The sequence below is a fragment of the Streptomyces sp. ISL-87 genome (assembly GCF_018614095.1).
Taxonomy (GTDB): Bacteria; Actinomycetota; Actinomycetes; order Streptomycetales; family Streptomycetaceae; genus Streptomyces.
Map to the genome: position 1 here is coordinate 49637 of NZ_JAGGOY010000047.1, position 24702 is coordinate 74338.

The 24702-nt window shown below is 67.0% G+C and carries 39 protein-coding genes; 36 read left to right on the plus strand and 3 right to left on the minus strand.

Annotation, left to right across the window (positions count from 1 at the left end):
* Nucleotides 1–9 precede the first annotated feature (9 nt).
* Genes J7I97_RS40340 through J7I97_RS40345 form a run of 3 tightly spaced genes read right to left on the minus strand, consistent with a single transcriptional unit; the run spans nt 10 to nt 925 of the window.
* Nucleotides 10–342 (minus strand): RHS repeat domain-containing protein, encoded by a 333-nt coding sequence (locus J7I97_RS40340; protein WP_214936417.1) that lies wholly within the window; start codon nt 340–342, stop codon nt 10–12.
* Complete coding sequence (locus tag J7I97_RS18935) at nt 324–500, minus strand: hypothetical protein (RefSeq protein ID WP_214936464.1); 177 nt, start codon at nt 498–500, stop codon at nt 324–326. The genes J7I97_RS40340 and J7I97_RS18935 overlap by 19 nt, the downstream gene beginning before the upstream one ends.
* Entirely contained in the window at nt 458–925 is a 468-nt protein-coding gene (locus J7I97_RS40345; protein ID WP_214936419.1) for an RHS repeat domain-containing protein, read from the minus strand. The genes J7I97_RS18935 and J7I97_RS40345 overlap by 43 nt, the downstream gene beginning before the upstream one ends.
* Before the next feature lie 657 nt (nt 926–1582).
* On the opposite strand from J7I97_RS40345, the gene rpsJ reads away from it, so the two are divergent.
* The 36 genes from rpsJ (at nt 1583) to glmM (ending at nt 24698) form a co-directional block, all read left to right on the plus strand.
* A complete protein-coding gene (gene rpsJ / locus J7I97_RS18945) occupies nt 1583–1891 on the plus strand; it encodes a 30S ribosomal protein S10 (protein WP_003948644.1) in 309 nt (102 codons plus the stop codon).
* Between the two features lie 14 nt (nt 1892–1905).
* Nucleotides 1906–2550 (plus strand): 50S ribosomal protein L3, encoded by a 645-nt coding sequence (rplC, locus tag J7I97_RS18950; protein WP_007265899.1) that lies wholly within the window; start codon nt 1906–1908, stop codon nt 2548–2550.
* Nucleotides 2551–2554: 4 nt separating this feature from the next.
* Nucleotides 2555–3214: a 50S ribosomal protein L4 gene (rplD, locus tag J7I97_RS18955; RefSeq protein ID WP_214936421.1), complete on the plus strand. Its 660-nt coding sequence runs from the start codon at nt 2555–2557 to the stop codon at nt 3212–3214.
* Complete coding sequence (gene rplW / locus J7I97_RS18960) at nt 3214–3537, plus strand: 50S ribosomal protein L23 (protein WP_037792012.1); 324 nt, start codon at nt 3214–3216, stop codon at nt 3535–3537. The genes rplD and rplW overlap by 1 nt, the downstream gene beginning before the upstream one ends.
* 40 nt (nt 3538–3577) lie before the next feature.
* On the plus strand, nt 3578–4414 hold the full coding sequence (rplB, locus tag J7I97_RS18965) for a 50S ribosomal protein L2 (RefSeq protein WP_030154695.1): 837 nt from the start codon (nt 3578–3580) through the stop codon (nt 4412–4414).
* 12 nt (nt 4415–4426) lie between these two features.
* Nucleotides 4427–4708: a 30S ribosomal protein S19 gene (gene rpsS / locus J7I97_RS18970; protein ID WP_008739713.1), complete on the plus strand. Its 282-nt coding sequence runs from the start codon at nt 4427–4429 to the stop codon at nt 4706–4708.
* Between the two features lie 43 nt (nt 4709–4751).
* Complete coding sequence (gene rplV / locus J7I97_RS18975) at nt 4752–5099, plus strand: 50S ribosomal protein L22 (RefSeq protein WP_037792011.1); 348 nt, start codon at nt 4752–4754, stop codon at nt 5097–5099.
* Nucleotides 5099–5941, plus strand: a complete 843-nt coding sequence (gene rpsC, locus J7I97_RS18980; protein ID WP_008739710.1) for a 30S ribosomal protein S3 — start codon at nt 5099–5101, stop codon at nt 5939–5941. Before rplV ends, rpsC begins: the two co-directional genes overlap by 1 nt.
* A gap of 5 nt (nt 5942–5946) precedes the next feature.
* Entirely contained in the window at nt 5947–6366 is a 420-nt protein-coding gene (rplP, locus tag J7I97_RS18985; protein ID WP_030026326.1) for a 50S ribosomal protein L16, read from the plus strand.
* Complete coding sequence (gene rpmC / locus J7I97_RS18990) at nt 6366–6590, plus strand: 50S ribosomal protein L29 (protein WP_214936423.1); 225 nt, start codon at nt 6366–6368, stop codon at nt 6588–6590. Before rplP ends, rpmC begins: the two co-directional genes overlap by 1 nt.
* A complete protein-coding gene (rpsQ, locus tag J7I97_RS18995; protein ID WP_079429300.1) occupies nt 6590–6871 on the plus strand; it encodes a 30S ribosomal protein S17 in 282 nt (93 codons plus the stop codon). Before rpmC ends, rpsQ begins: the two co-directional genes overlap by 1 nt.
* A gap of 137 nt (nt 6872–7008) precedes the next feature.
* Nucleotides 7009–7377, plus strand: a complete 369-nt coding sequence (gene rplN / locus J7I97_RS19000; RefSeq protein WP_003956455.1) for a 50S ribosomal protein L14 — start codon at nt 7009–7011, stop codon at nt 7375–7377.
* 2 nt (nt 7378–7379) lie between these two features.
* On the plus strand, nt 7380–7691 hold the full coding sequence (gene rplX / locus J7I97_RS19005) for a 50S ribosomal protein L24 (RefSeq protein ID WP_030008468.1): 312 nt from the start codon (nt 7380–7382) through the stop codon (nt 7689–7691).
* The gene (gene rplE / locus J7I97_RS19010) at nt 7691–8242 is read left to right on the plus strand and encodes a 50S ribosomal protein L5 (RefSeq protein ID WP_030008469.1); all 552 of its coding nucleotides are present in this window, start codon (nt 7691–7693) and stop codon (nt 8240–8242) included. Before rplX ends, rplE begins: the two co-directional genes overlap by 1 nt.
* 5 nt (nt 8243–8247) lie before the next feature.
* Nucleotides 8248–8433: a type Z 30S ribosomal protein S14 gene (locus tag J7I97_RS19015; RefSeq protein ID WP_003956452.1), complete on the plus strand. Its 186-nt coding sequence runs from the start codon at nt 8248–8250 to the stop codon at nt 8431–8433.
* Between the two features lie 223 nt (nt 8434–8656).
* Nucleotides 8657–9055, plus strand: coding sequence for a 30S ribosomal protein S8 (gene rpsH / locus J7I97_RS19020; RefSeq protein ID WP_007265911.1), 399 nt, complete (start codon nt 8657–8659; stop codon nt 9053–9055).
* Between the two features lie 20 nt (nt 9056–9075).
* The gene (gene rplF, locus J7I97_RS19025; protein ID WP_214936425.1) at nt 9076–9615 is read left to right on the plus strand and encodes a 50S ribosomal protein L6; all 540 of its coding nucleotides are present in this window, start codon (nt 9076–9078) and stop codon (nt 9613–9615) included.
* Between the two features lie 2 nt (nt 9616–9617).
* Nucleotides 9618–10001 (plus strand): 50S ribosomal protein L18, encoded by a 384-nt coding sequence (gene rplR / locus J7I97_RS19030; RefSeq protein ID WP_214936427.1) that lies wholly within the window; start codon nt 9618–9620, stop codon nt 9999–10001.
* A gap of 45 nt (nt 10002–10046) precedes the next feature.
* A complete protein-coding gene (gene rpsE, locus J7I97_RS19035; protein WP_214936429.1) occupies nt 10047–10649 on the plus strand; it encodes a 30S ribosomal protein S5 in 603 nt (200 codons plus the stop codon).
* Nucleotides 10649–10831: a 50S ribosomal protein L30 gene (rpmD, locus tag J7I97_RS19040; RefSeq protein WP_005313525.1), complete on the plus strand. Its 183-nt coding sequence runs from the start codon at nt 10649–10651 to the stop codon at nt 10829–10831. The genes rpsE and rpmD overlap by 1 nt, the downstream gene beginning before the upstream one ends.
* Nucleotide 10832: 1 nt before the next feature.
* Nucleotides 10833–11288: a 50S ribosomal protein L15 gene (gene rplO, locus J7I97_RS19045; protein ID WP_030154704.1), complete on the plus strand. Its 456-nt coding sequence runs from the start codon at nt 10833–10835 to the stop codon at nt 11286–11288.
* A gap of 186 nt (nt 11289–11474) precedes the next feature.
* Entirely contained in the window at nt 11475–12791 is a 1317-nt protein-coding gene (secY, locus tag J7I97_RS19050; RefSeq protein ID WP_214936431.1) for a preprotein translocase subunit SecY, read from the plus strand.
* The gene (locus J7I97_RS19055) at nt 12791–13438 is read left to right on the plus strand and encodes an adenylate kinase (protein ID WP_214936433.1); all 648 of its coding nucleotides are present in this window, start codon (nt 12791–12793) and stop codon (nt 13436–13438) included. The genes secY and J7I97_RS19055 overlap by 1 nt, the downstream gene beginning before the upstream one ends.
* Before the next feature lie 174 nt (nt 13439–13612).
* Nucleotides 13613–14449, plus strand: a complete 837-nt coding sequence (map, locus tag J7I97_RS19060) for a type I methionyl aminopeptidase (RefSeq protein WP_214936435.1) — start codon at nt 13613–13615, stop codon at nt 14447–14449.
* A 138-nt stretch (nt 14450–14587) separates the two neighbouring features.
* Nucleotides 14588–14809, plus strand: coding sequence for a translation initiation factor IF-1 (gene infA, locus J7I97_RS19065; protein ID WP_003956442.1), 222 nt, complete (start codon nt 14588–14590; stop codon nt 14807–14809).
* Nucleotides 14810–14883: 74 nt separating this feature from the next.
* A complete protein-coding gene (rpmJ, locus tag J7I97_RS19070; protein WP_003956441.1) occupies nt 14884–14997 on the plus strand; it encodes a 50S ribosomal protein L36 in 114 nt (37 codons plus the stop codon).
* A gap of 200 nt (nt 14998–15197) precedes the next feature.
* Entirely contained in the window at nt 15198–15578 is a 381-nt protein-coding gene (gene rpsM / locus J7I97_RS19075; protein ID WP_214936437.1) for a 30S ribosomal protein S13, read from the plus strand.
* Nucleotides 15579–15632: 54 nt separating this feature from the next.
* Nucleotides 15633–16037: a 30S ribosomal protein S11 gene (gene rpsK / locus J7I97_RS19080; RefSeq protein ID WP_003956432.1), complete on the plus strand. Its 405-nt coding sequence runs from the start codon at nt 15633–15635 to the stop codon at nt 16035–16037.
* A gap of 139 nt (nt 16038–16176) precedes the next feature.
* Nucleotides 16177–17199, plus strand: coding sequence for a DNA-directed RNA polymerase subunit alpha (locus tag J7I97_RS19085; RefSeq protein ID WP_008739666.1), 1023 nt, complete (start codon nt 16177–16179; stop codon nt 17197–17199).
* Between the two features lie 215 nt (nt 17200–17414).
* Nucleotides 17415–17876 (plus strand): 50S ribosomal protein L17, encoded by a 462-nt coding sequence (rplQ, locus tag J7I97_RS19090; RefSeq protein WP_030154710.1) that lies wholly within the window; start codon nt 17415–17417, stop codon nt 17874–17876.
* 91 nt (nt 17877–17967) lie between these two features.
* Nucleotides 17968–18819, plus strand: a complete 852-nt coding sequence (gene truA, locus J7I97_RS19095; RefSeq protein WP_214936438.1) for a tRNA pseudouridine(38-40) synthase TruA — start codon at nt 17968–17970, stop codon at nt 18817–18819.
* 109 nt (nt 18820–18928) lie between these two features.
* Nucleotides 18929–20548 carry an ABC-F family ATP-binding cassette domain-containing protein gene (locus J7I97_RS19100; RefSeq protein ID WP_374195494.1) on the plus strand — a complete coding sequence of 540 codons (1620 nt, stop codon included), beginning with the start codon at nt 18929–18931 and terminating at the stop codon, nt 20546–20548.
* A 121-nt stretch (nt 20549–20669) separates the two neighbouring features.
* Nucleotides 20670–21941, plus strand: a complete 1272-nt coding sequence (locus tag J7I97_RS19105) for a glycosyltransferase family 87 protein (protein WP_251049677.1) — start codon at nt 20670–20672, stop codon at nt 21939–21941.
* Between the two features lie 233 nt (nt 21942–22174).
* Nucleotides 22175–22618, plus strand: a complete 444-nt coding sequence (gene rplM / locus J7I97_RS19110; protein WP_214936444.1) for a 50S ribosomal protein L13 — start codon at nt 22175–22177, stop codon at nt 22616–22618.
* A 42-nt stretch (nt 22619–22660) separates the two neighbouring features.
* Entirely contained in the window at nt 22661–23182 is a 522-nt protein-coding gene (rpsI, locus tag J7I97_RS19115; protein ID WP_214936446.1) for a 30S ribosomal protein S9, read from the plus strand.
* 157 nt (nt 23183–23339) lie between these two features.
* Entirely contained in the window at nt 23340–24698 is a 1359-nt protein-coding gene (glmM, locus tag J7I97_RS19120; RefSeq protein ID WP_214936448.1) for a phosphoglucosamine mutase, read from the plus strand.
* The last annotated feature ends 4 nt before the right edge of the window (nt 24699–24702 follow it).

A 24702-nucleotide genomic window follows, 5' to 3' on the forward strand; every position in this document is an offset into this window, starting at 1 on the left:
AGTGTCATCTCACGCCTTTCTGCGTCGACAGCGGTGACGCGGGCCGCCGCGTCGAGGGTGAAGGTGCGGAGTCGTCGATGCCGGGCAGGTAGCGGTCGGCGCGGTAGCGCTCGCCGCGGCGCTGGTGCGGCCGGTCTGGGGCGGTGCGTACGTCGTGGAGCCGGCGGACGTCGTCTTGCGGAGGACCTGGCCGAGCACGTTGCGGGCGTAGGAGACGGCCTCGCCCAGCGTGTTCGTGTAAGAGGTCAGTGAGCCCGCCGCGTCGTAGGACGCGGGCGTCGTAGTCCGTTCCCCCGAGGCCGGATGGCCCGCCGGATCGTAGGCTAACTCCAGTTCAGGCATTGGGGGTTGGTGACCTCCGTCAGGCGGAGCTCCGTGTCGTGGGTGAAGGTGTGACGGGCGACGTCCGGGCCCGTTAGGGCGACGAGGAGAGCGACGTCGCCGTACCGGGAGAGCGTCACACCGCCCACCGCGTCACGGCGCAGGAGGCGGCCCTCCACGCTCCAGGGCGCGGGGTGCTGTCGGGGTCGGTGATGGCGATCGGGCGGCCCAAGGCGTCGCGGGTGGACGTCGTCGTCGCGCCCAGACCGGCCGGCCGGTTCCGGAGGTCGTGTGGCCGAGGGTGTTCGTCAGGGATGCCAGGTGACCGCGTGCGGCGTGGGCGAATCGGTTCGTGGCGCCTGACGGGCCCGTCAGGGAGGTGCGGGCTGCCCTGGGCGTCGTATGTCTGGGGGGCCGTTGTGCCGTCCGGGTGCAGGACGAGGGTCGGCAGGCCCAGGGCCTCGTACTCCGCCCGCGAGACGCGGGCGTCCGGGCGGGTCGACGAGGTCGGGCGGCCGTCCTCGTCGTACGACGGGCGGACCCTGCGGCCCAGGGGATCCGTACAGGGCAGGAGGCGGCGGCTGTACCGGTGTACCGCTCGCACTCGGAGCGCGTCGTCGCGTCGGTGGGGCCGGCTTTCGTGGTGATCCGCGTGCGGTCAGTGATCACGTACTGCGTGCGGTCGCCGAAGGAAGCCGTGTGGGTGGTGAGGCCGTCCTCGTGGGCGAACCGGACGTTCAGGTGATCGTTGGCGCCGGAGAAGGCTGCCGGACCGTGGCGCGGGTCGTGGTGCGGTCCTGGTGAGGCCCCGCATGGGATACCGGGGGATGGCGCAGTTTGACGTGTCCGCGCGGCGGGGTATTGTTCTGCGCCCGATTGGCGCAGTACGTGTCTTGTATGGCAGACTACTCAAGTTGCTCGGTTGAGTGCCGATGCTGCGCGCCTCCCGCCGGGAGGACCGGAAGCGAGTCCCACAGTACTCGTCGCCTCTATCTGTCCCTCGGGGCAGCAATGGGGGCGGACGTACGGGAATCTTCTGGGAAGTGTCAGCAGGGCGCCGACCAGGCACCCGGTGGGTGTTTCTCCCCCGAAGCGCGGTCCTGGGACCGCACCCCCTTGGATGAGGGAATTTCCGTATGGGAATTTTCTGTAGAGGGAGTGCGACACGCCCGACCGCGTGGGTCGGAGGGAAGCGGTGGAGAGATCCACAGCCACCCGGGAGCCAGAGCGTTTCCACAACAGACAGGACTACGGAGTAGCCATGGCGGGACAGAAGATCCGCATCCGGCTCAAGGCCTACGACCACGAGGTCATCGATTCGTCGGCGAAGAAGATCGTCGAGACGGTGACGCGCACTGGTGCGTCGGTCGCGGGCCCGGTGCCGCTGCCCACTGAGAAGAACGTGTACTGCGTCATCAAGTCGCCGCACAAGTACAAGGACTCGCGCGAGCACTTCGAGATGCGCACGCACAAGCGCCTGATCGACATCCTCGACCCGACGCCCAAGACCGTTGACTCGCTGATGCGCCTGGACCTTCCGGCCGGCGTTGACATCGAGATCAAGCTCTGAGAGGCGTCGAGAAGATGGCAAAGCAGATCAAGGGCGTCCTGGGCGAGAAGCTCGGCATGACCCAGGTCTGGGACGAGAACAACCGTGTCGTCCCGGTGACCGTTGTCAAGGCCGGGCCCTGCGTCGTTACCCAGGTCCGTACGAACGACATCGACGGCTACGAGTCGGTCCAGATCGCCTTCGGCGAGATCGACCCGCGCAAGGTGAACAAGCCCCTCAAGGGCCACTTCGCCAAGGCCGACGTGACCCCCCGCCGCCACCTGGTGGAGCTCCGCACCTCCGACGCCAGCGAGTACACGCTCGGCCAGGAGATCACTGCTGAGGTGTTCGAGTCCGGCGTCAAGGTTGACGTCACGGGCAACAGCAAGGGCAAGGGCTTCGCCGGTGTCATGAAGCGGCACAACTTCCGGGGCCTCGGCGCCGGTCACGGTGTGCAGCGCAAGCACCGCTCCCCCGGTTCGATCGGTGGCTGCGCCACCCCTGGGCGTGTCTTCAAGGGCATGCGCATGGCCGGTCGTATGGGCAACGAGCGCGTCACCACCCAGAACCTGACCATCCACGCGGTTGACGCGGAGAAGGGTCTGCTCCTCATTAAGGGTGCGGTCCCCGGTCCGAACGGCGGCCTCGTCCTGGTCCGTACCGCGGCCAAGGGGGCTTGAGGTAATGAGCACCATTGACATCCTTTCGCCGGCAGGCGACAAGGCCGGTACCGTCGAGCTCCCCTCGGAGATCTTCGACGCGAAGACCAGCGTTCCGCTGATCCACCAGGTCGTTGTCGCTCAGCTGGCAGCTGCCCGTCAGGGCACGCACAAGACCAAGCGTCGTGGCGAAGTCCGTGGTGGTGGCCGCAAGCCGTACCGCCAGAAGGGCACCGGCCGCGCGCGCCAGGGTTCGACCCGTGCGCCGCAGTTCGTCGGCGGTGGCGTCGTCCACGGCCCGCAGCCGCGTGACTACTCCCAGCGGACCCCGAAGAAGATGAAGGCCGCCGCCCTCCGCGGTGCCCTCTCGGACCGTGCGCGTCACTCCCGCATCCACGTCGTCACCGGCGTGGTCGAGGGTGCCGCCTCCACGAAGGCCGCCAAGACGCTGTTCGGCAAGATCTCGGAGCGCAAGAACCTGCTCCTGGTCGTCGAGCGCGCCGACGAGGCCGCGTGGCTGTCCGCCCGCAACCTGCCCCAGGTTCACATCCTGGAGCCGGGCCAGCTGAACACGTACGACGTGATCGTCTCTGACGACGTGGTCTTCACTCAGGCCGCTTTCGAGTCCTTCGTGTCTGGCGCGCCTTCTGGCCGGAACGATGAGACCGAAGGGAGCGACGCCTGATGTCTGAGGCGACCGTTACCAGCAAGACCTTCACTGACCCGCGCGACCTGCTGATCAAGCCGGTTGTCTCGGAGAAGAGCTACGCGCTGCTGGACGAGAACAAGTACACGTTCATCGTCGCGCCCGGCGCCAACAAGACCCAGATCAAGCAGGCCGTCGAGGCGGTCTTCTCGGTCAAGGTCACCGGGGTCAACACGATCAACCGTCAGGGTAAGCGCAAGCGCACCAAGACCGGTTTCGGCAAGCGTGCCAACACCAAGCGCGCCATCGTGACCCTCGCTGAGGGCGACCGAATCGACATCTTCGGCGGCCAGGCCTCCTAACGGAGTCCTGAGTCGTCCGGAATCGGACGAGGACTGAGAAATGGGTATCCGCAAGTACAAGCCGACGACCCCGGGCCGTCGTGGCTCCAGCGTCGCCGACTTTGTCGAGATCACGCGGTCCACGCCGGAGAAGTCGCTGGTTCGCCCGCTGCACAGCAAGGGCGGCCGTAACAACACCGGTCGGATCACCGTTCGCCACCAGGGTGGTGGACACAAGCGCGCCTACCGCGTGATCGACTTCCGTCGTCACGACAAGGACGGCGTGCCGGCCAAGGTCGCGCACATCGAGTACGACCCCAACCGCACCGCGCGCATCGCGCTCCTGCACTACGCGGACGGCGAGAAGCGCTACATCATCGCTCCCCGCGGTCTGAACCAGGGCGACCGGATTGAGAACGGCCCCACGGCCGACATCAAGCCCGGTAACAACCTGGCCCTCCGCAACATCCCGGTCGGTACCACGATCCACGCGATCGAGCTCCGTCCCGGTGGTGGCGCGAAGTTCGCCCGTTCCGCGGGTGCCTCCGTGCAGCTGCTCGCGAAGGAGGGCACGATGGCCCACCTTCGTATGCCTTCCGGTGAGATCCGCCTGGTCGACGCGCGCTGCCGCGCGACCGTCGGTGAGGTCGGCAACGCCGAGCAGTCGAACATCAACTGGGGCAAGGCCGGCCGCATGCGCTGGAAGGGCGTTCGCCCGTCCGTCCGCGGTGTCGCGATGAACCCGGTTGACCACCCGCACGGTGGTGGTGAGGGCAAGACCAGTGGTGGTCGCCACCCGGTCTCCCCGTGGGGTCAGAAGGAGGGTCGTACTCGCTCGCCGAAGAAGGCTTCGAGCAAGTACATCGTCCGCCGCCGCAAGACGAACAAGAAGCGCTAGGAGCGGGTTTAGATGCCGCGCAGTCTCAAGAAGGGGCCCTTCGTCGACGACCACCTCGTAAAGAAGGTGGACGTCCAGAACGAAGCCGGCACCAAGAACGTCATCAAGACCTGGTCCCGTCGCTCGATGATCATCCCCAGCATGCTGGGTCACACCATCGCGGTGCACAACGGCAAGACCCACGTCCCGGTGTTCGTCACCGAGTCGATGGTCGGCCACAAGCTCGGCGAGTTCTCGCCGACTCGCACCTTCCGCGGCCACGTCAAGGACGACCGGAAGTCGAAGCGCCGCTAAAGGCGGGGTGGTAACGACTATGACTTACACCGAAGGGACAACCATGGAAGCCAGGGCCCAGGCGCGGTACATCCGCGTCACGCCCATGAAGGCCCGCCGAGTGGTGGACCTTATCCGTGGCATGGATGCCACGGAGGCTCAGGCGGTCCTGCGTTTCGCCCCGCAGGCCGCGAGCGTGCCGGTTGGCAAGGTGCTTGACAGCGCCATTGCCAATGCCGCACACAACTACAACCACCCGGACGCCTCCACGCTGGTCATCAGCGAGGCGTTCGTGGACGAGGGCCCGACCCTGAAGCGGTTCCGTCCGCGTGCGCAGGGCCGTGCCTACCGGATCCGCAAGCGGACCAGCCACATCACCGTGGTCGTCAGCAGCAAGGAAGGTTCCCGGTAATGGGCCAGAAGGTAAACCCGCACGGGTTCCGGCTCGGCATCACCACCGACTTCAAGTCGCGTTGGTACGCCGACAAGCTGTACAAGGACTACGTCAAGGAAGACGTCGCCATCCGTCGGATGATGACGTCCGGCATGGAGCGCGCCGGCATCTCGAAGGTTGAGATCGAGCGCACCCGTGACCGCGTGCGTGTGGACATCCACACCGCTCGTCCGGGCATCGTCATCGGCCGCCGTGGCGCCGAGGCCGACCGCATCCGCGGTGACCTCGAGAAGCTCACGGGCAAGCAGGTCCAGCTGAACATCCTCGAGGTCAAGAACCCCGAGCTTGACGCTCAGCTGGTTGCCCAGGCCGTTGCCGAGCAGCTCTCCTCCCGCGTCTCCTTCCGTCGCGCCATGCGTAAGAGCATGCAGGGCACGATGAAGGCCGGCGCCAAGGGCATCAAGATCCAGTGTGGCGGCCGTCTCGGCGGCGCCGAGATGTCCCGGTCCGAGTTCTACCGCGAGGGTCGTGTGCCGCTGCACACGCTGCGCGCGAACGTGGACTACGGCTTCTTCGAGGCCAAGACCACCTTCGGCCGTATCGGCGTGAAGGTCTGGATCTACAAGGGCGACGTCAAGAACATCGCCGAGGTTCGCGCCGAGAACGCTGCGGCCCGTGCGGGTAACCGCCCGGCCCGTGGCGCGCAGGGCGCTGGCGACCGTCCCGCCGGCCGTGGTGGCCGTGGTGGCGAGCGCGGCGGCCGTGGTGGCCGCAAGCCGCAGCAGGCTGCTGGTGCCGAGGCCCCCAAGGCCGACGCTCCCGCCGCCGCTCCGGCCGAGAGCACCGGAACGGAGGCCTGACCGACATGCTGATCCCTCGTAGGGTCAAGCACCGCAAGCAGCACCACCCCAAGCGCCGCGGTATGGCCAAGGGCGGTACTGAGGTCTCGTTCGGCGAGTACGGCATCCAGGCGCTGACCCCGGCGTACGTGACGAACCGCCAGATCGAGGCGGCTCGTATCGCGATGACCCGCCACATCAAGCGTGGCGGCAAGGTCTGGATCAACATCTACCCGGACCGCCCGCTCACGAAGAAGCCTGCCGAGACCCGCATGGGTTCCGGTAAGGGTTCTCCCGAGTGGTGGATCGCCAACGTGCACCCGGGTCGGGTCATGTTCGAGCTGTCCTACCCGAACGAGAAGATTGCTCGTGAGGCGCTCACCCGCGCTGCTCACAAGCTTCCGATGAAGTGCCGGATTGTTCGGCGCGAGGCAGGTGAGTCGTGATGGCGACGGGAACCAAGGCGTCCGAGCTGCGTGAGCTCGGCAACGAGGAGCTCGTTGGCAAGCTGCGCGAGGCCAAGGAAGAGCTGTTCAAGCTGCGCTTCCAGGCGGCCACGGGTCAGCTGGAGAACAACGGCCGGCTCAAGTCCGTCCGTAAGGACATCGCTCGCATCTACACCCTGATGCACGAGCGTGAGCTCGGTATCGAGTCGGTGGAGAGCGCCTGATGAGCGAGAAGAATGTGACTGAGAAGACCGAGCGCGGTTTCCGCAAGACCCGTGAGGGTCTGGTCGTCAGCGACAAGATGGACAAGACCGTCGTCGTCGCCGTTGAGGACCGCGTGAAGCACGCCCTGTACGGCAAGGTCATCCGCCGTACGAACAAGCTCAAGGCTCACGACGAGCAGAACGCTGCCGGCGTCGGCGACCGCGTCCTCATCATGGAGACGCGTCCGCTGTCGGCGAGCAAGCGCTGGCGCATCGTCGAGATCCTCGAGAAGGCCAAGTAAGGAAATTCGCGCAAGCGAATTCCAATAGTCAAGGCCTGAGGGGTTTCCCTCAGGTTCGTTCCGCCAGGCTCGGTGGGGGCTGCCGCTCTTCGGAGTGAAGCCCCCGCCGGGAACCGGCAGACAATCAGGAGATAGACGTGATCCAGCAGGAGTCGCGACTGCGTGTCGCCGACAACACTGGTGCCAAGGAGATCCTTTGCATCCGTGTTCTCGGTGGTTCCGGTCGCCGCTACGCGGGCATCGGTGACGTCATCGTCGCCACCGTCAAGGACGCGATCCCCGGTGGCAACGTGAAGAAGGGTGACGTCGTCAAGGCGGTCATCGTTCGCACCGTCAAGGAGCGCCGCCGCCAGGACGGCTCGTACATCCGCTTCGACGAGAACGCCGCTGTCATTCTCAAGAACGACGGCGACCCTCGTGGCACCCGTATCTTCGGCCCCGTGGGCCGTGAGCTGCGCGAGAAGAAGTTCATGAAGATCATCTCGCTCGCGCCGGAGGTGCTGTAAGCATGAAGATCAAGAAGGGCGACCTGGTTCAGGTCATCACCGGTAAGGACAAGGGCAAGCAGGGCAAGGTCATCGTTGCCTTCCCCGCTGACAACCGCGTCCTCGTCGAGGGTGTCAACCGGGTCAAGAAGCACACCAAGGCTGCGCAGAACCAGGCCGGCGGCATTGTGATCACCGAGGCCCCGGTCCACGTGAGCAACGTTCAGCTGGTTGTGGAGAAGGACGGCAAGAAGGTCGTCACCCGCGTCGGCTACCGCTTCGACGACGAGGGCAACAAGATCCGCGTTGCCAAGCGGACGGGTGAGGACATCTGATGGCTACCACTCCGCGTCTCAAGACGAAGTACCGCGAGGACATCGCGGGCAAGCTGCGTGAGGAGTTCTCCTACGAGAACGTCATGCAGATCCCCGGTCTCGTGAAGATCGTGGTCAACATGGGTGTGGGCGACGCCGCCCGCGACTCCAAGCTGATCGACGGCGCCATCAAGGACCTGACGACGATCACCGGTCAGAAGCCGGCCGTCACGAAGGCCCGCAAGTCCATCGCGCAGTTCAAGCTGCGCGAGGGTCAGCCGATCGGCTGCCACGTCACCCTCCGTGGTGACCGCATGTGGGAGTTCCTGGACCGTACGCTGTCGCTCGCGCTGCCGCGTATCCGTGACTTCCGTGGTCTGTCGCCGAAGCAGTTCGACGGCCGTGGCAACTACACCTTCGGTCTCACGGAGCAGGTCATGTTCCACGAGATCGACCAGGACAAGATCGACCGTACCCGGGGTATGGACATCACCGTGGTCACCACGGCGACCAACGACGCTGAGGGCCGCGCGCTCCTTCGTCACCTCGGCTTCCCCTTCAAGGAGGCGTAAGCGAGATGGCGAAGAAGGCTCTCATCGCGAAGGCTGCCCGCAAGCCCAAGTTCGGTGTGCGTGCGTACACCCGCTGCCAGCGCTGCGGTCGTCCCCACTCCGTGTACCGCAAGTTCGGCCTGTGCCGCGTGTGCCTTCGTGAGATGGCTCACCGTGGCGAGCTGCCGGGCGTGACCAAGAGCTCCTGGTAACTCCCCCTCGTCCTTCGGGACTTGGGAAGTACCAGAGACTCTCGGTAAGCATCTGGTCGGCGGATGCCCGGCCCCGCATGCCTTAGGCTTGTGTGGTTGGGCGTCCGCCGCCCATAACGACTTACTACGCCGTAGGTCCCCGCACCGCACCCGTCCCGCCACTGAGTGGGGAGAGGGATGGCGCATACAGGAAACCCCGGCGAGAGAGGCCGAAGGCCACTTCATGACCATGACTGACCCGATCGCAGACATGCTCACTCGTCTGCGTAACGCTAACTCGGCGTACCACGACACCGTCGTGATGCCGCACAGCAAGATCAAGTCGCACATCGCAGAGATCCTCAAGCAGGAGGGTTTCATCACCGGCTGGAAGGTCGAGGACGCCGAGGTCGGCAAGAACCTCGTCCTCGAGCTGAAGTTCGGGCCGAACCGTGAGCGCTCCATCGCGGGCATCAAGCGGATCTCGAAGCCCGGTCTGCGTGTGTACGCGAAGTCCACCAACCTGCCGAAGGTGCTCGGCGGCCTGGGCGTGGCGATCATCTCCACGTCCCACGGTCTCCTCACCGGACAGCAGGCAGGCAAGAAGGGCGTAGGTGGGGAAGTCCTCGCCTACGTCTGGTAGTCGGGAACGGAGGAAAAGCAATGTCGCGAATCGGCAAGCTCCCCATCCAGGTTCCCGCCGGTGTGGACGTCACCATCGATGGCCGCACGGTCGCGGTGAAGGGCCCCAAGGGTTCCCTCTCGCACACCGTCGCCGCGCCGATCGAGATCGTCAAGGGTGAGGACGGCGTTCTGAACGTCACCCGCCCGAACGACGAGCGTCAGAACAAGGCCCTGCACGGCCTGTCCCGCACGCTGGTGGCGAACATGATCACCGGTGTGACCACGGGATACGTCAAGGCTCTCGAGATCAGCGGTGTCGGTTACCGCGTCGCCGCGAAGGGCTCCGACCTGGAGTTCCAGCTTGGTTACAGCCACCCGATCCTGATCGAGGCGCCCGAGGGCATCTCCTTCAAGGTCGAGTCGCCCACCAAGTTCTCGGTCGAGGGCATCGACAAGCAGAAGGTCGGCGAGGTCGCCGCCAACATCCGCAAGCTGCGGAAGCCCGACCCGTACAAGGCCAAGGGTGTCAAGTACGCCGGCGAAGTCATCCGCCGCAAGGTCGGAAAGGCTGGTAAGTAGCCATGGCATACGGTGTGAAGATCGCCAAGGGCGACGCGTACAAGCGCGCTGCCAAGGCTCGCCGCCACATCCGCATCCGCAAGAACGTCTCGGGTACGGCGGAGCGTCCGCGCCTCGTCGTGACGCGTTCCAACCGCAACATCGTTGCTCAGGTCATCGACGACCTCCAGGGTCACACCCTGGCGTCCGCGTCGACCCTGGACACCTCGATCCGCGGTGGCGAAGGCGACAAGAGCGCCCAGGCCAAGGCCGTCGGCGCACTCGTCGCCGAGCGTGCCAAGGCTGCGGGTGTCGAGACCGTCGTGTTCGACCGCGGTGGCAACCGATACGCCGGGCGCATTGCCGCTCTGGCTGACGCCGCCCGCGAAGCCGGGCTGAAGTTCTAAGCCCCGGTTCCGGGACTCACGGACGTAACAGAGAGAGGTAATCCAATGGCTGGACCCCAGCGCCGCGGAAGCGGTGCCGGTGGCGGCGAGCGGCGGGACCGGAAGGGTCGCGAGGGTGGCCCTGCCGCCGAGAAGACCGCTTACGTTGAGCGCGTTGTCGCGATCAACCGCGTCGCCAAGGTTGTCAAGGGTGGTCGCCGCTTCAGCTTCACCGCGCTGGTCGTGGTGGGCGACGGTGACGGCACTGTAGGTGTCGGTTACGGCAAGGCCAAGGAAGTTCCCGCGGCCATCGCCAAGGGTGTCGAGGAAGCCAAGAAGAGCTTCTTCAAGGTTCCGCGCATCCAGGGCACGATCCCTCACCCGATCACGGGCGAGCGTGCCGCTGGCGTCGTGCTCCTGAAACCGGCTTCCCCCGGTACCGGTGTTATCGCCGGTGGCCCGGTGCGCGCCGTTCTGGAGTGCGCCGGCGTTCACGACATCCTGTCGAAGTCGCTCGGCTCTTCGAACGCGATCAACATCGTGCACGCGACCGTGGCGGCCCTCAAGGGCCTGCAGCGTCCCGAGGAGATCGCGGCTCGCCGCGGTCTGCCCCTCGAGGACGTCGCCCCCGCGGCCCTGCTTCGTGCACGTGCTGGGGCGGGTGCGTAATGGCTCGCCTCAAGATCACGCAGACGAAGTCGTACATCGGCAGCAAGCAGAACCACCGCGACACTCTGCGTTCGCTCGGGCTCAAGCGCCTGAACGACGTGGTCGTCAAGGAGGACCGCCCCGAGTTCCGCGGAATGGTTCACACCGTCCGCCACCTCGTGACGGTTGAGGAGGTTGACTAACATGGCTGAGAACAGCCCGCTGAAGGCCCACAACCTCCGTCCCGCCCCCGGTGCCAAGACCGCGAAGACCCGTGTCGGTCGTGGTGAGGCGTCGAAGGGTAAGACGGCCGGTCGTGGTACGAAGGGCCAGAAGGCCCGCTACCAGATCCCGCAGCGCTTCGAGGGCGGGCAGATGCCCCTCCACATGCGCCTGCCGAAGCTCAAGGGCTTCAAGAACCCGTTCCGCACCGAGTTCCAGGTTGTCAACCTGGACAAGCTCGGCGCGCTCTACCCCGAGGGTGGAGAAGTCACGGTGGCCGACCTGGTCGCCAAGGGCGCGGTTCGCAAGAACAGCCTCGTCAAGGTCCTGGGCCAGGGCGAGATCTCCGTGGCGCTGACGGTTTCGGTTGACGCCGTTTCCGCCTCCGCCAAGGAGAAGATTGCCGCTGCCGGCGGCACTGTCACCGAGCTCGTCTAAGACGAAACTCAGTGATTAATAGCTGAAACCCGACCGGGGATGCCTCACATATGGGGCATCCCCGGTTGGTCGTTCCACGGGGGGCGCAGTCGCCGGTAAGGTGGCCTGCACCTTTGCTTGTACGTATTCGTCGATCCCTCAGACCGTCACCTCTGACGCAGTAGCGCGGGGGTCGCAGGAGGCACCGTGCTCACCGCGTTCGCCCGGGCGTTCAAGACGCCCGACCTGCGCAAGAAGCTGCTCTTCACGCTCGGCATCATCGTGCTGTTCCGGCTCGGGTCCCACATCCCGGTACCCGGCGTGAGCTACAAGGCCGTACAGATCTGTGTAGACCAGGCATCCGGCCAGAACGGCGGACTCTTCGGCCTGGTCAACATGTTCAGCGGCGGTGCGCTGCTGCAGATCACGATCTTCGCGCTCGGCATCATGCCGTACATCACGGCGAGCATCATCCTGCAGCTGCTGACCGTGGTCATCCCGAAGCTGGAGAACCTCAAAAAAGAGGGTCAGTCCGGCACGGCGAAGATCACTCAGTACACGCGCTATCTGACGGTCGCGCTCGCGATTCTTCAGGGCACCGGCCTTGTGGCCACCGCCAAGACCGGCGCGCTCTTCCCGTCTTGCTCGGCCGCCCAGCAGATCGTGCCGGACCGTTCGATCTTCACCATGATCACCATGGTGATCACCATGACCGCCGGTACCTGTGTCGTCATGTGGCTCGGTGAGCTCGTCACCGACCGCGGCATCGGCAACGGCATGTCGATCCTGATGTTCATCTCGATTGCCGCCGGCTTCATCGGAGCCATGTGGCGGATCAAGCTCCAGGGCAAGATCGCGGACGGCTGGGTCGAGTTCGGCGTGGTCATCCTGGTCGGCCTCGCGATGGTCGCCCTGGTGGTCTTCGTCGAGCAGGCGCAACGCCGGATTCCGGTCCAGTACGCGAAGCGCATGATCGGTCGCCGTGCGTACGGCGGCACGTCGACCTACATCCCGCTCAAGGTGAACCAGGCGGGTGTGATCCCCGTCATCTTCGCCTCGTCGCTGCTGTACATCCCGGCGCTGATCGTTCAGTTCAGCGGTTCGACCGCCGGCTGGGCGACCTGGATCAACAAGCACTTCGTCAAGGGCGACCACCCGTACTACATCGCCGCCTACTTCCTCCTGATCGTTTTCTTCGCGTTCTTCTACGTGGCGATTTCGTTCAACCCCGAGGAAGTTGCAGACAACATGAAGAAGTATGGTGGGTTCATCCCGGGCATCCGCGCCGGCCGGCCTACCGCCGAGTACCTGAGCTACGTGCTCAACCGGATCACCTGGCCGGGGTCGCTGTACCTGGGTCTCATCGCTCTTGTGCCGACGATGGCGTTGGCGGGCTTCGGCGCGAACCAGAACTTCCCCTTCGGTGGGACGAGCATCCTGATCATCGTGGGTGTGGGTCTGGAGACCGTGAAGCAGATCGAGAGCCAGCTCCAGCAGCGCAATTACGAAGGGTTCCTCCGCTGATGCGAATCGTCCTCGTCGGGCCTCCCGGTGCGGGCAAGGGAACGCAGGCCGCGTTCCTTGCCAAGAACCTGTCGATCCCGCACATCTCCACGGGTGACCTCTTCCGCGCCAACATCAGCCAGGGCACCGAGCTCGGCAAGAGCGCGAAGTCGTACATGGACGCCGGTGAGCTCGTCCCCGACTCGGTCACCATCGGTATGGCCAAGGACCGGATGGAGCAGCCGGACGCCGCGAACGGCTTCCTGCTTGACGGCTTCCCGCGCAACCTCTCGCAGGCCGAGGCGCTCGACGACATCCTCAAGGCCGCCGGCCTGAGCCTGGATGCCGTCCTCGACCTGGAGGTCGAGGAGGACGAGGTGGTCAAGCGCATCGCCGGCCGCCGGATCTGCCGCAAGGACTCCGCGCACGTCTTCCACGTCACGTACGCCCCGCCGAAGGCCGACGGCGTCTGCGACGTCTGCGGCGGCGAGCTGTACCAGCGCGGCGATGACTCGGAGGCGACGGTCCGCAACCGGCTGGCCGTCTACCACACGGAGACCGAGCCGATCATCGACTACTACAAGGCCCAGGGTCTTGTGTCGACCATCCCCGCCCTCGGCGAGGTCAAGGACGTCACGCAGCGCGCGATGGACGCCCTCAAGAAGTAGTACCGAGTAGTACCCCTGTTGTGCAGGTACGGCCGCGGTGTCCCAGGACGCCGCGGCCGTCTGCGTGACGCGGATGGTGACGACCTCAGCCAATAATTGAGGAACCACAGCGGAGAGCAAGCACCTCCGCGAGAGCGGCGGCGGTTTAGCCGCAGAGAAGGGCAGGCACTCTCCATGGTCCAGATCAAGACCCCCGAGCAGATCGCGAAGATGCGCGAGGCAGGGTTGGTCGTCGCCGCGATCCACACGGCGACCCGTGAGGCGGCCGTTCCGGGCGCCACGACGCGGGATCTGGACATGGTGGCCCGGAAGGTCATCGCCGACGCGGGGGCCAAGTCGAACTTCCTCGGGTACGGCGGCTTCCCCGCGACCATCTGCACCTCGGTGAACGAGGTCGTCGTCCACGGCATCCCGGACGACAAGACGGTCCTCAAGGACGGCGACATCATCTCGATCGACGCCGGCGCGATCGTGGACGGCTGGCACGGCGACGCCGCGTACACCGCCTTCGTGGGCACTGGGCACGCGCCTGAGCTGCTGGAGCTCTCCCGGGTGACCGAGGAGTCCATGTGGGCCGGCATCGCCGCCATGAAGCTCGGCAACCGCCTCGTGGACATCTCCAAGGCGATCGAGCAGTACATCCGCCGCCAGCCCCGTCCCTCCACCGGCAAGTACGGGATCATCGAGGACTACGGCGGCCACGGCATCGGGTCCGAGATGCACATGGACCCGCACCTGCTGAACTACGTCTCGCGCAAGCGGGGCAAGGGGATCAAGCTGGTCCCGGGCGTCTGCCTGGCGATCGAGCCGATGGTCTCCCTGGGCACCGCCCAGACGGAGGTCCTGGCGGACGACTGGACGGTCATCACGACGGACGGCACCTGGTCCTCGCACTGGGAGCACTCCATCGCCCTGACCGAGGCCGGGCCCATCGTCCTGACCAGTCCGGACTGCGGCAAGGCGAAGCTGGCGGAGTACGGGGTGACCACCGCGCCGGATCCGCTGGCGTAGTGATCTACACTCTGGGGCAAACTTTCCGGATTCGTCTTTCTGGGTGCCCTGACGTAGACTGACTCGTCGGCTCTCGTGCATTTCCATGCCCTGCATGGGCGCGTAGCCGATCAAGGTAGCCGATTCGAAAGGCGAAGCGTGGCCAAGAAGCAAGGTGCCATCGAAATCGAGGGCACCGTGATCGAGTCCCTCCCGAACGCGATGTTCAAGGTGGAACTCCAGAACGGTCACAAGGTCCTCGCGCACATCAGCGGCAAGATGCGGATGCACTACATCCGAATCCTCCCTGATGACCGGGTTGTGGTGGAGCTTTCCCCGTACGACCTGACGCGTGGCCGGATCGTCTACCGATACAAGTAGATCTTGTCTTCACTCCGTCTGGGGCGTCTTGTCCTGGCGCGGGTGGTGGCACTGACCCGGAGAACCTCACCAACATGAAGGTCAAGCCGAGCGTCAAGAAGATCTGCGACAAGTGCAAGGTGATCCGCCGTCACGGTCGGGTCATGGTCATCTGCGACAACCTGCGCCACAAGCAGCGCCAGGGCTGACGCACGCCGACCGACCTGCACTACGCAGTTCTTCGCGCGACGTAAGAAAAACGTACATACGCAGAGCCCGCCCAGCCCTGAACGGGGCCGGCGGCACCTCCGGCGGGGGCCGGGGACTCGGACGTACCACCACCCATCAGGCGTGGTCGGCGGTCGGGAGTGGCACTGCGGAAGACCCCCGAACACACAGGAGCCATTGAATGGCACGCGTTTCCGGTGTTGACATCCCGCGCGAAAAGCGTGTGGAGATCGCACTTACCTACGTCTTCGGTGTCGGTCGCACCCGGTCCAAGGAAATCCTTGAGGCCACCGGTGTGAACCCGAACACCCGCGTTCGTGACCTGGCCGAAGAGGACCTGGTCAAGATCCGCGAGTACGTGGACGCCAACCTCCGCACCGAGGGTGACCTCCGCCGCGAGATCCAGGCCGACATCCGCCGCAAGGTGGAGATCCAGTGCTACCAGGGCATTCGTCACCGTCGTGGCCTGCCCGTGCACGGCCAGCGCACCAGCACGAACGCCCGTACCCGCAAGGGTCCGCGTCGCGCGATCGCCGGTAAGAAGAAGCCGGGCAAGAAGTAGTCCTGTTCAGCGGTCTTGCGCTGTAGGACCGACCACCTCCCGTAGGAGATTTAGATGCCCCCCAAGGGTCGTCAGGGCGCTGCCAAGAAGGTGCGCCGCAAGGAAAAGAAGAACGTCGCTCACGGGCACGCCCACATCAAGAGCACGTTCAACAACACCATCGTTTCGATCACCGACCCCTCGGGCAACGTGATCTCCTGGGCCTCCGCCGGCCACGTCGGCTTCAAGGGCTCGCGCAAGTCCACCCCCTTCGCCGCGCAGATGGCCGCCGAGTCGGCCGCCCGCCGCGCGCAGGAGCACGGCATGCGCAAGGTTGACGTCTTCGTCAAGGGTCCGGGCTCCGGCCGCGAGACCGCGATCCGCTCCCTCCAGGCCACCGGCCTCGAGGTCGGCTCGATCCAGGACGTCACCCCCACCCCGCACAACGGCTGCCGCCCGCCGAAGCGCCGCCGCGTCTGACGCAGCGGACGCCTGTGCGTCTTTGAGTGTCCGGGCGGTACGAACCCCTTCGGGGGGACGTGCCGCCCGTACCCTTGCTGTAAGTGCTGTACCCGTCGGGCGTCAAATAGTGGGCGTCCACGAATGAAGGAACACAGACATGCTTATCGCTCAGCGTCCTTCGCTGACCGAAGAGGTCGTCGACGAGTACCGCTCGCGGTTCGTGATCGAGCCGCTGGAGCCGGGCTTCGGCTACACCCTCGGTAACTCCCTGCGCCGTACGCTCCTGTCCTCGATCCCGGGTGCCGCTGTCACCAGCATCCGCGTGGACGGCGTCCTGCACGAGTTCACCACCGTGCCGGGTGTCAAGGAAGACGTCACCGACATCATCCTGAACATCAAGCAGCTGGTCGTCTCCTCGGAGCACGACGAGCCGGTCGTGATGTACCTGCGCAAGCAGGGTCCCGGCCTGGTCACCGCTGCCGACATCGCGCCCCCGGCCGGTGTCGAGGTGCACAACCCGGACCTGGTCCTCGCCACGCTCAACGGCAAGGGCAAGCTGGAGATGGAGCTGACCGTCGAGCGCGGTCGCGGCTACGTCTCCGCCGTCCAGAACAAGCAGCTGGGCCAGGAGATCGGTCGCATCCCGATCGACTCCATCTACAGCCCGGTCCTCAAGGTCACCTACAAGGTCGAGGCGACCCGAGTCGAGCAGCGCACCGACTTCGACAAGCTGATCGTCGACGTCGAGACCAAGCAGGCCATGCGCCCGCGTGACGCCATGGCGTCCGCCGGTAAGACCCTGGTCGAGCTGTTCGGTCTGGCCCGCGAGCTCAACATCGACGCCGAGGGCATCGACATGGGCCCGTCCCCGACGGACGCCGCCCTGGCCGCCGATCTGGCGCTGCCGATCGAGGAGCTCGAGCTCACGGTCCGCTCGTACAACTGCCTCAAGCGCGAGGGCATCCACTCCGTGGGTGAGCTCGTCGCCCGCTCCGAGGCCGACCTGCTCGACATCCGCAACTTCGGTGCGAAGTCGATCGACGAGGTCAAGGCGAAGCTGGCCGGCATGGGCCTGGCCCTCAAGGACAGCCCGCCCGGATTCGACCCGACCGCCGCCGCCGACGCCTTCGGCGCCGACGACGACGCGGACGCCGGTTTCGTCGAGACCGAGCAGTACTAGTCGGCTGGGCTCCGGCCCAGGGGATCGCAACGTCGAGACCCAGCAGTACTGATTCTTCCCGTCGCCGGCGGCTGAGGTCCTTGGCCTCAATCGCCGGCCGGGCTTGATTCGCCCGGGCCCGCCAGGGCCCTGATGAAACTTTCCCGCGGCATCCGCCTCGGGGGAACTGACACCGGTACCTGACACGGCCGGTGCAGATATGAAGGAGTAACACCATGCCGCGTCCCGCAAAGGGTGCCCGTCTGGGCGGCAGCGCCGCGCACGAGAAGCACCTTCTCGCGAACCTCGCGAAGGCGCTCTTCGAGCACGGCCGCATCACCACCACCGAGGCCAAGGCCCGTCGCCTGCGTCCCTACGCCGAGCGTCTGGTCACCAAGGCCAAGAAGGGCGACATCCACAACCGTCGCCTGGTGCTGCAGACGATCACGGACAAGAGCATCGTGCACACGCTGTTCACCGAGATCGCCCCGCGCTACGAGAACCGCCCCGGTGGTTACACGCGCATCACCAAGATCGGCAACCGTCGTGGCGACAACGCCCCGATGGCGGTCATCGAGCTGGTCGAGGCCCTGACGGTCGCCCAGCAGGCCACTGGTGAGGCCGAGGCCGCCACCAAGCGTGCGGTCAAGGAGGCGGAGGCTGTCGAGACCCCCGCCGAGGAGACCAAGGAGGCCTGATCCTCCGGGATCTCGCTTGCTTGATCGGCTCTGAACGGGCCCGCCCCTTTCCGGGGCGGGCCCGTTCTGCATGTCTGAGAGGATCTGTCACGTGAGTGACGAGGTGGAGCCCGGGCACGTCCGGGTGCGGCTGGACCTGTCGTACGACGGCAAGGAATTCTCCGGCTGGGCGAAGCAGCGCGTGCTGCGGACCGTGCAGGGCGAGCTGGAATCGGCCCTGCAGACTGTGATGCGGCTTCCGTACCCGGTCGAGCTGACCGTGGCCGGGCGGACCGACGCCGGCGTGCACGCGCGCGGGCAGGTCGCGCAGTTCGACCTGGCCGACGAGGTGTGGGCCGAGCACCAGGACAAGCTGCTGCGCCGCCTGGCCGGACGGCTGCCGCACGACGTACGGGTGTGGAAGGCGGCCGAGGCCCCCGAGGGCTTCAACGCGCGGTTCTCGGCGATCTGGCGCCGCTACGCCTACCGCGTCGGCGACCATCGGGCCGGGGTCGACCCGCTGCGCCGCGGGCACGTGCTGTGGCACCAGTGGCCGCTGGACGTGGACGCCATGAACCAGGCCGCCACCGCGCTGCTCGGCGAGCACGACTTCGCCGCGTACTGCAAGCAGCGCGAGGGTGCCACGACCATCCGTACGCTCCAGCAGCTCAGCTGGGAGCGGGCCGAGGACGGGATCATCACCGCGACCGTCCGCGCCGACGCGTTCTGCCACAACATGGTCCGCTCGCTGGTCGGCGCGCTGCTGCACGTCGGCGACGGCCACCGGCCGGTGGAGTGGCCCGGCCAGGTGCTGGCCGCGGGCGTACGGGACTCCTCGGTGCACGTCGTGAAGCCTCACGGGCTGACGCTGGAGGAGGTCGGCTACCCAACGGACGAGCTGCTGGCCGCGCGCAGCAAGGAGGCGCGGAACATGCGGACGCTGCCGGGGGCGGGCTGCTGCTGACGGGCTCCCGCCCGGGCCTCGTGATCGTTGTGCGGTTGTTATTCCCCGGTGGGCGACTTCGGGGGAATCCGTTTGGGCGGGTCCCGTGCGGGGCTGTTGAATGCCTCGCATGGGACATCTCGAAGCCAGCCACCTGGAGTACTACCTTCCCGACGGGCGGGTCCTGCTCCCCGACGTCTCCTTCCGGGTGGGGGAGGGCTCGGTGGTCGCCCTGGTCGGGGCGAACGGGGCCGGCAAGACCACCCTGCTGAAGCTGATCTCCGGTGACCTCCAGCCGCACGGCGGCGGGGTCACCGTGAGCGGCGGGCTCGGCGTGATGTCGCAGTTCGTGGGCTCGGTACGGGACGAGACGACCGTGCGTGACCTACTGGTTTCCGTGGCCCAGCCGCGGATCCGGGAGGCCGCGAAGGCCGTCGACCGGGCCGAGCACCTGATCATGACGGTGGACGACGAATCCGCCCAGATGGCCTACGCCCAGGCGCTCAGCGACTGGGCCGACGTCCAGGGGTACGAGGCGGAGACCCTGTGGGACGTCTGCACCATGGCCGCGCTGGCGATCCCGTACGACACCGCGCAGTTCCGCGAGGTGCGCACGCTCTCCGGCGGTGAGCAGAAGCGGCTCGTCCTGGAGGCGCTGCTGCGCGGGCCCGACGAGGTGCTGCTCCTCGACGAGCCGGACAACTACCTGGACGTCCCGGGCAAGCGGTGGCTGGAGGACCAGCTGAAGGCCACCCGCAAGACGGTGCTGTTCGTCTCGCACGACCGCGAGCTGCTGTCCCGCGCCGCCGAGAAGATCATCAGCCTGGAGCCGAGCCCGATGGGCACCGACGTATGGGTGCACGGCGCGGGCTTCGACACGTACCACGACGCCCGCAAGGAGCGCTTCGCGCGCTTCGAGGAGCTCAAGCGCCGCTGGGACGAGGAGCACGCCCGCCTGAAGGCGCTGGTGCTGCGGCTGCGCAACCAGGCGGCGAGCAGCCCCGACATGGCCTCGCGCTACCGGGCGATGCAGACCCGCTTCCAGAAGTTCGAGGAGGCGGGACCTCCGCCAGAGCCGCCGCGGGAGCAGGACATCCGGATGCGGCTCAAGGGCGGCCGTACGGGCGTACGCGCGCTGACCGTCGAGAACCTTGAGCTGACCGGCCTGATGAAGCCCTTCTCGCTGGAGGTCTTCTACGGGGAGCGGGTCGCCGTACTCGGCTCGAACGGCTCGGGGAAGTCGCACTTCCTGCGGCTGATGGCGGGCGAGGACGTCAAGCACACCGGTACCTGGAAGCTGGGCGCACGGGTGCTGCCCGGGCATTTCGCGCAGACCCACGCCCACCCGGAGCTGTTCGGCCGCACGCTCGTCGACATCCTGTGGACGGAGAGCGCGAAGGACCGGGGCGCCGCGATGGCCGTGCTGCGCCGCTACGAGCTGGAGCGCCAGGGCGACCAGCCGTTCGAGAAGCTCTCGGGCGGCCAGCAGGCGCGCTTCCAGATCCTGCTGCTGGAGCTGGCCGGGACCACGGCGCTGCTGCTGGACGAGCCGACGGACAACCTGGACCTGGAGTCGGCGGAGGCCTTGCAGGACGGGCTGGAGGCGTACGAGGGCACTGTGCTGTGCGTCACGCACGATCGCTGGTTCGCGCGCACATTTGACCGTTACCTGGTCTTCGGTTCGGACGGTGTTGTGCGAGAGACTCAGGAACCGGTCTGGGACGAGCGCCGTGTGGAGCGCAAGCGCTGAGACGGAAGCGCTGAGATGCAGGCGCTGAGACGGAAGCGCTGAGACGCAAGCGCCGGGGGAGACCGCCTCCCGGCGGGCCGAGGGGAGAGGCGCTGTGGGGCTGCGGCCTAGCATCTGGCTCATGAAATGGGGCAACCCGTCCGGCGCCGCCGAGCCGGGCTCCCGCAACCGGCTGGTCGGCTGGCTGCTGAAGCCGGCGCCCCGGTCCTGGAAGGCCGTCTCCCTCGCGGTCCTCCTCGGGATCGCCGTGTCCACGAGCCTGCGGGAGAACTGGGGCTCGGACAACGCCTTCGTGGTCAAGGCGGCGCAGACACTGCTGGCGGGCGGCTCGCCGTACGAGGACAAGCGCTTCCTGTACCTGCCGAGCGCGGTGCTCATGGCGGTCCCGGAGGCGATGCTTCCGCAGACGGCCCTGAGGTGGCTGCTGCCGGTCGGGATGTCCGGGCTGCTGGGCGCCGGCTGGCTGGCCGCGCTGCGGCTGTTCTCGGTGCCGCTGCGCTCGCGCCTGGCGGTCGGCGGTTTCGCGGTCCTGGCCCTCGCCTACAAGCCGTACGTGAACCTCGTGCTGATCGGGAACTGGACGGCCATCTCGGCGGCCGCGCTGCCGGTGGCGCTGCTGCTCGCGCACCGCAGGGCGTGGGGCGCGGCCGGGCTGGTGGTCGGGCTGGCCATCGCCTGCAAGCCGATGCTGGTGCCGATCGGGCTGCTGTTCCTGCTGGCCCGGCAGTGGCGGGGGCTGGCCGCGGCCGTGCTGGTGCCGCTGGGGACCTCGCTGGCCGGCGCGCTGATGATGCCGAGCCCGTCGCTGTTCTTCACCAAGACCCTGCCGTTCCTGTTCCAGGGCCAGGACTCCTACGCGCTGCCGTGGGACGCCTCGCCGATCGCGGTGCTGCCGCGGCTGGGGGTGCCGGAGCCGCTGGCCGTGCTGGTGGCGTTCGCCGGGGCCGGGGCCGGGCTGTGGGGGGCGTGGGCGCGGTGGCGGCGGACAGACGACGGCGACCAGGGCGAACTGCGGCTGGTAGAGACGGCCTGCATGGTGATGCTCGCCGCATTCCTGGTCTCGCGGCCGTCCTTCGACCACTACCTGCTCGTGGTGCTGCCGCTGCTGCTGGCCTCGGCGGTCCGGCCGGGCTCGATGCCGCGCTCGCCCTGGTTCTGGCTGGCGCTGACGCCCCAGGTGGCCTTGATCCCGTGGCCCTCGGAGCTGGCCCACAAGCGGCGCGCCTTCAAGGACTGCGCCACCCTGTGCGGGCTCGCGATTCTGCTGGCGCGTCGTGCGCTGCGCTCCGGTCGGGTTACTCTAGAGCCCGTAACAACTGCGGGGTCCCCACCCAGGACCGAACCGGAGTGCGCCGCGACGCCAGCAGAATCGGCATCGCGGACCGCGTTTTGACCCGTACGGGTCTTCTTGGGTATTCTGCTGGTTTGTTATGCGTATTGGCTTGCTCATTCTCACGTGAAAGGGCCTTACGCCGGTCCACCGGGCCGATAACCAGCGGTTCACACGGGTTGCGTCCCCGATGTGAACGAGGGCTGTCGTGATCGTCCGTGGTGACCCTGTCAGGACCCTTCCCGCGGGGCTTGCGCCCTATGGGATACCACCACTGAAGAAGCGAAGGCATACGCGTGCGTACGTACAGCCCCAAGCCCGGCGACATCTCGCGCCAGTGGCTCGTCATCGACGCCCAGGACGTTGTCCTCGGCCGTCTGGCGACCCAGGCCGCTGCCCTCCTGCGGGGCAAGCACAAGCCGACTTACGCCCCCCACATGGACATGGGCGACTTCGTCATCATCGTCAACGCCGACAAGGTTCACCTGTCCGGCAACAAGGCGTCCCAGAAGATGGCGTACCGCCACTCGGGCTACCCGGGCGGCCTCCGCTCGGTCCGCTACGACGACCTCCTGGCGAACAACCCGGAGAAGGCCGTCGAGAAGGCCGTCAAGGGCATGCTCCCCAAGAACACCCTGGGCCGTCAGATGCTCTCGAAGCTGAAGGTCTACTCGGGCGAGAACCACCCGCACGCTGCGCAGCAGCCGGTGGCGTTCGAGATCACCCAGGTCGCGCAGTAGTTCCGGCCACCCCCTAAGACGTAGAAAATTCTGAGGAGCATCGTGGCCGAGACCACCGCCGAGACGACCCCCGTCGACGAGTTCGAGGGCAACGTCGAGGAGTACAGCACCGAGTCTGAGGTCGTCGTCGAGGGCGACTACACCTCCGAGTCCCTTGCCGGTCGCTTCGGCGACCCCCAGCCGGCCGCCGGCCTGGGCCGTCGCAAGAACGCCATCGCCCGCGTCCGGATCGTTCCGGGCACCGGCAAGTGGAAGATCAACGGTCGCACCCTTGAGGACTACTTCCCCAACAAGGTGCACCAGCAGGAAGTCAACGAGCCGTTCAAGCTGCTCGAGCTCGACAACCGCTACGACATCATCGCCCGCATCGCGGGTGGCGGCGTCTCCGGCCAGGCCGGCGCCCTGCGCCTCGGCGTGGCCCGTGCGCTGAACGAGGCGGACGTCGACAACAACCGCCCGGCGCTGAAGAAGGCCGGCTTCCTCTCCCGCGACGACCGTGCGGTCGAGCGCAAGAAGGCCGGTCTCAAGAAGGCCCGTAAGGCTCCGCAGTACAGCAAGCGTTAATCTGCGCCTGCTGTTCTGCAACGAAACCGCCCCGGCAGCACTCTCCGTGCTGTCGGGGCGGTTCGTTTACCGCCACAAGCGGCACATACCTGTCACAGCGGTCGTGGACCGTTCATGGACTGCGCATCGACAAAGAGTGAACTCGGGAGGACCAACAGTGGGACGACTCTTCGGGACGGACGGTGTACGAGGCGTTGCCAACGCGGATCTGACGGCTGAGCTCGCGCTCGGCCTCTCCGTGGCGGCCGCGCACGTACTGGCCGAAGCAGGCACCTTCGCGGGCCATCGGGCGATGGCCGTGGTCGGCCGCGACCCCCGCGCGTCCGGCGAGTTCCTGGAGGCCGCGGTCGTCGCGGGCCTCGCGAGCGCGGGCGTGGACGTCCTGCGCGTCGGTGTGCTGCCCACCCCGGCGGTGGCGTATCTCACCGGCGCGCTGGGTGCCGACCTCGGCGTGATGCTCTCCGCGAGCCATAACGCGATGCCCGACAACGGCATCAAGTTCTTCGCGCGCGGCGGCCACAAGCTCGCCGACGAGCTGGAGGACCGGATCGAGCGCGTCTACGACGAGCACCGCACGGGCGCTCCCTGGAACCGGCCCACCGGCGCCGGCGTCGGCCGGGTCTCCGACTACGACGAGGGCTTCGACAAGTACGTCGCCCACCTCATGGGGGTCCTGCCCAACCGCCTCGACGGCGTGAAGGTCGTCCTGGACGAGGCGCACGGCGCCGCCGCCCGCGTCTCGCCCGAGGCGTTCGCCCGGGCCGGCGCGGAGATCATCACCATCGGTGCCGAGCCCGACGGCCTGAACATCAACGACGGCTGCGGCTCCACCCACCTCGGGCTGCTGAAGCAGGCCGTCGTCGAGCACGGGGCCGACTTGGGCATCGCGCACGACGGTGACGCCGACCGCTGCCTGGCCGTGGACGGCACCGGCCAGGAGGTCGACGGCGACCAGATCCTCGCGGTGCTGGCGCTGGCCATGCGCGAGGCGGGGCAGCTGCGCGAGAACACCGTGGTCGGCACCGTGATGTCCAACCTGGGCTTCAAGCTGGCCATGGAGGCCGAGGGCATCCAGGTCGTGCAGACCGGGGTCGGCGACCGGTACGTGCTGGAGTCGATGAAGGAGCACGGCTACGCGCTCGGCGGCGAGCAGTCCGGCCACGTGATCATCCTCGACCACGCGACCACCGGTGACGGCACGCTGACCGGCCTGATGCTGGCCGCCCGTGTCGCGGCCACCGGCCGGTCCCTGGCCGAGCTGGCCGGGGTCATGCAGCGGCTGCCGCAGGTCCTGATCAACGTCCCGGACGTGGACAAGTCCCGCGTGAACACCTCGGCCGAGCTGGCCGCGGCGGTGGCCGACGCCGAGCGCGAGCTGGGCACCACCGGCCGGGTGCTGCTCCGTCCGTCCGGTACGGAGCCACTCGTTCGGGTGATGGTCGAGGCGGCCGACATCGAGCAGGCCCGCGCGGTGGCGGGCCGGCTCGCGGACGCCGTGAAGTCGGCACTCGGCTAGGGAG

What these genes read in the sequence shown, in the direction of transcription:
- rpsH (WP_007265911.1), top strand. Translation starts at nt 8,657, where the DNA reads ATGACCATGACTGACCCGATCGCAGACATGCTCACTCGTCTGCGTAAC.
- rplR (WP_214936427.1), top strand. Translation starts at nt 9,618, where the DNA reads ATGGCATACGGTGTGAAGATCGCCAAGGGCGACGCGTACAAGCGCGCT.
- rplV (WP_037792011.1), top strand. Translation starts at nt 4,752, where the DNA reads ATGGAAGCCAGGGCCCAGGCGCGGTACATCCGCGTCACGCCCATGAAG.
- rplW (WP_037792012.1), top strand. Translation starts at nt 3,214, where the DNA reads ATGTCTGAGGCGACCGTTACCAGCAAGACCTTCACTGACCCGCGCGAC.
- J7I97_RS19105 (WP_251049677.1), top strand. Translation starts at nt 20,670, where the DNA reads ATGAAATGGGGCAACCCGTCCGGCGCCGCCGAGCCGGGCTCCCGCAAC.
- J7I97_RS19055 (WP_214936433.1), top strand. Translation starts at nt 12,791, where the DNA reads ATGCGAATCGTCCTCGTCGGGCCTCCCGGTGCGGGCAAGGGAACGCAG.
- rplD (WP_214936421.1), top strand. Translation starts at nt 2,555, where the DNA reads ATGAGCACCATTGACATCCTTTCGCCGGCAGGCGACAAGGCCGGTACC.
- J7I97_RS19100 (WP_374195494.1), top strand. Translation starts at nt 18,929, where the DNA reads ATGGGACATCTCGAAGCCAGCCACCTGGAGTACTACCTTCCCGACGGG.
- rpsE (WP_214936429.1), top strand. Translation starts at nt 10,047, where the DNA reads ATGGCTGGACCCCAGCGCCGCGGAAGCGGTGCCGGTGGCGGCGAGCGG.
- rpmJ (WP_003956441.1), top strand. Translation starts at nt 14,884, where the DNA reads ATGAAGGTCAAGCCGAGCGTCAAGAAGATCTGCGACAAGTGCAAGGTG.
- rpmD (WP_005313525.1), top strand. Translation starts at nt 10,649, where the DNA reads ATGGCTCGCCTCAAGATCACGCAGACGAAGTCGTACATCGGCAGCAAG.
- rpsQ (WP_079429300.1), top strand. Translation starts at nt 6,590, where the DNA reads ATGAGCGAGAAGAATGTGACTGAGAAGACCGAGCGCGGTTTCCGCAAG.
- J7I97_RS19015 (WP_003956452.1), top strand. Translation starts at nt 8,248, where the DNA reads ATGGCGAAGAAGGCTCTCATCGCGAAGGCTGCCCGCAAGCCCAAGTTC.
- rplC (WP_007265899.1), top strand. Translation starts at nt 1,906, where the DNA reads ATGGCAAAGCAGATCAAGGGCGTCCTGGGCGAGAAGCTCGGCATGACC.
- rpsS (WP_008739713.1), top strand. Translation starts at nt 4,427, where the DNA reads ATGCCGCGCAGTCTCAAGAAGGGGCCCTTCGTCGACGACCACCTCGTA.
- rpmC (WP_214936423.1), top strand. Translation starts at nt 6,366, where the DNA reads ATGGCGACGGGAACCAAGGCGTCCGAGCTGCGTGAGCTCGGCAACGAG.
- rplO (WP_030154704.1), top strand. Translation starts at nt 10,833, where the DNA reads ATGGCTGAGAACAGCCCGCTGAAGGCCCACAACCTCCGTCCCGCCCCC.
- map (WP_214936435.1), top strand. Translation starts at nt 13,613, where the DNA reads ATGGTCCAGATCAAGACCCCCGAGCAGATCGCGAAGATGCGCGAGGCA.
- rpsJ (WP_003948644.1), top strand. Translation starts at nt 1,583, where the DNA reads ATGGCGGGACAGAAGATCCGCATCCGGCTCAAGGCCTACGACCACGAG.
- rpsK (WP_003956432.1), top strand. Translation starts at nt 15,633, where the DNA reads ATGCCCCCCAAGGGTCGTCAGGGCGCTGCCAAGAAGGTGCGCCGCAAG.
- rplB (WP_030154695.1), top strand. Translation starts at nt 3,578, where the DNA reads ATGGGTATCCGCAAGTACAAGCCGACGACCCCGGGCCGTCGTGGCTCC.
- rplE (WP_030008469.1), top strand. Translation starts at nt 7,691, where the DNA reads ATGGCTACCACTCCGCGTCTCAAGACGAAGTACCGCGAGGACATCGCG.
- rplP (WP_030026326.1), top strand. Translation starts at nt 5,947, where the DNA reads ATGCTGATCCCTCGTAGGGTCAAGCACCGCAAGCAGCACCACCCCAAG.
- rpsC (WP_008739710.1), top strand. Translation starts at nt 5,099, where the DNA reads ATGGGCCAGAAGGTAAACCCGCACGGGTTCCGGCTCGGCATCACCACC.
- rplF (WP_214936425.1), top strand. Translation starts at nt 9,076, where the DNA reads ATGTCGCGAATCGGCAAGCTCCCCATCCAGGTTCCCGCCGGTGTGGAC.
- rplQ (WP_030154710.1), top strand. Translation starts at nt 17,415, where the DNA reads ATGCCGCGTCCCGCAAAGGGTGCCCGTCTGGGCGGCAGCGCCGCGCAC.
- J7I97_RS40340 (WP_214936417.1), bottom strand. Translation starts at nt 342, where the DNA reads ATGCCTGAACTGGAGTTAGCCTACGATCCGGCGGGCCATCCGGCCTCG.
- rplX (WP_030008468.1), top strand. Translation starts at nt 7,380, where the DNA reads ATGAAGATCAAGAAGGGCGACCTGGTTCAGGTCATCACCGGTAAGGAC.
- rpsM (WP_214936437.1), top strand. Translation starts at nt 15,198, where the DNA reads ATGGCACGCGTTTCCGGTGTTGACATCCCGCGCGAAAAGCGTGTGGAG.
- J7I97_RS19085 (WP_008739666.1), top strand. Translation starts at nt 16,177, where the DNA reads ATGCTTATCGCTCAGCGTCCTTCGCTGACCGAAGAGGTCGTCGACGAG.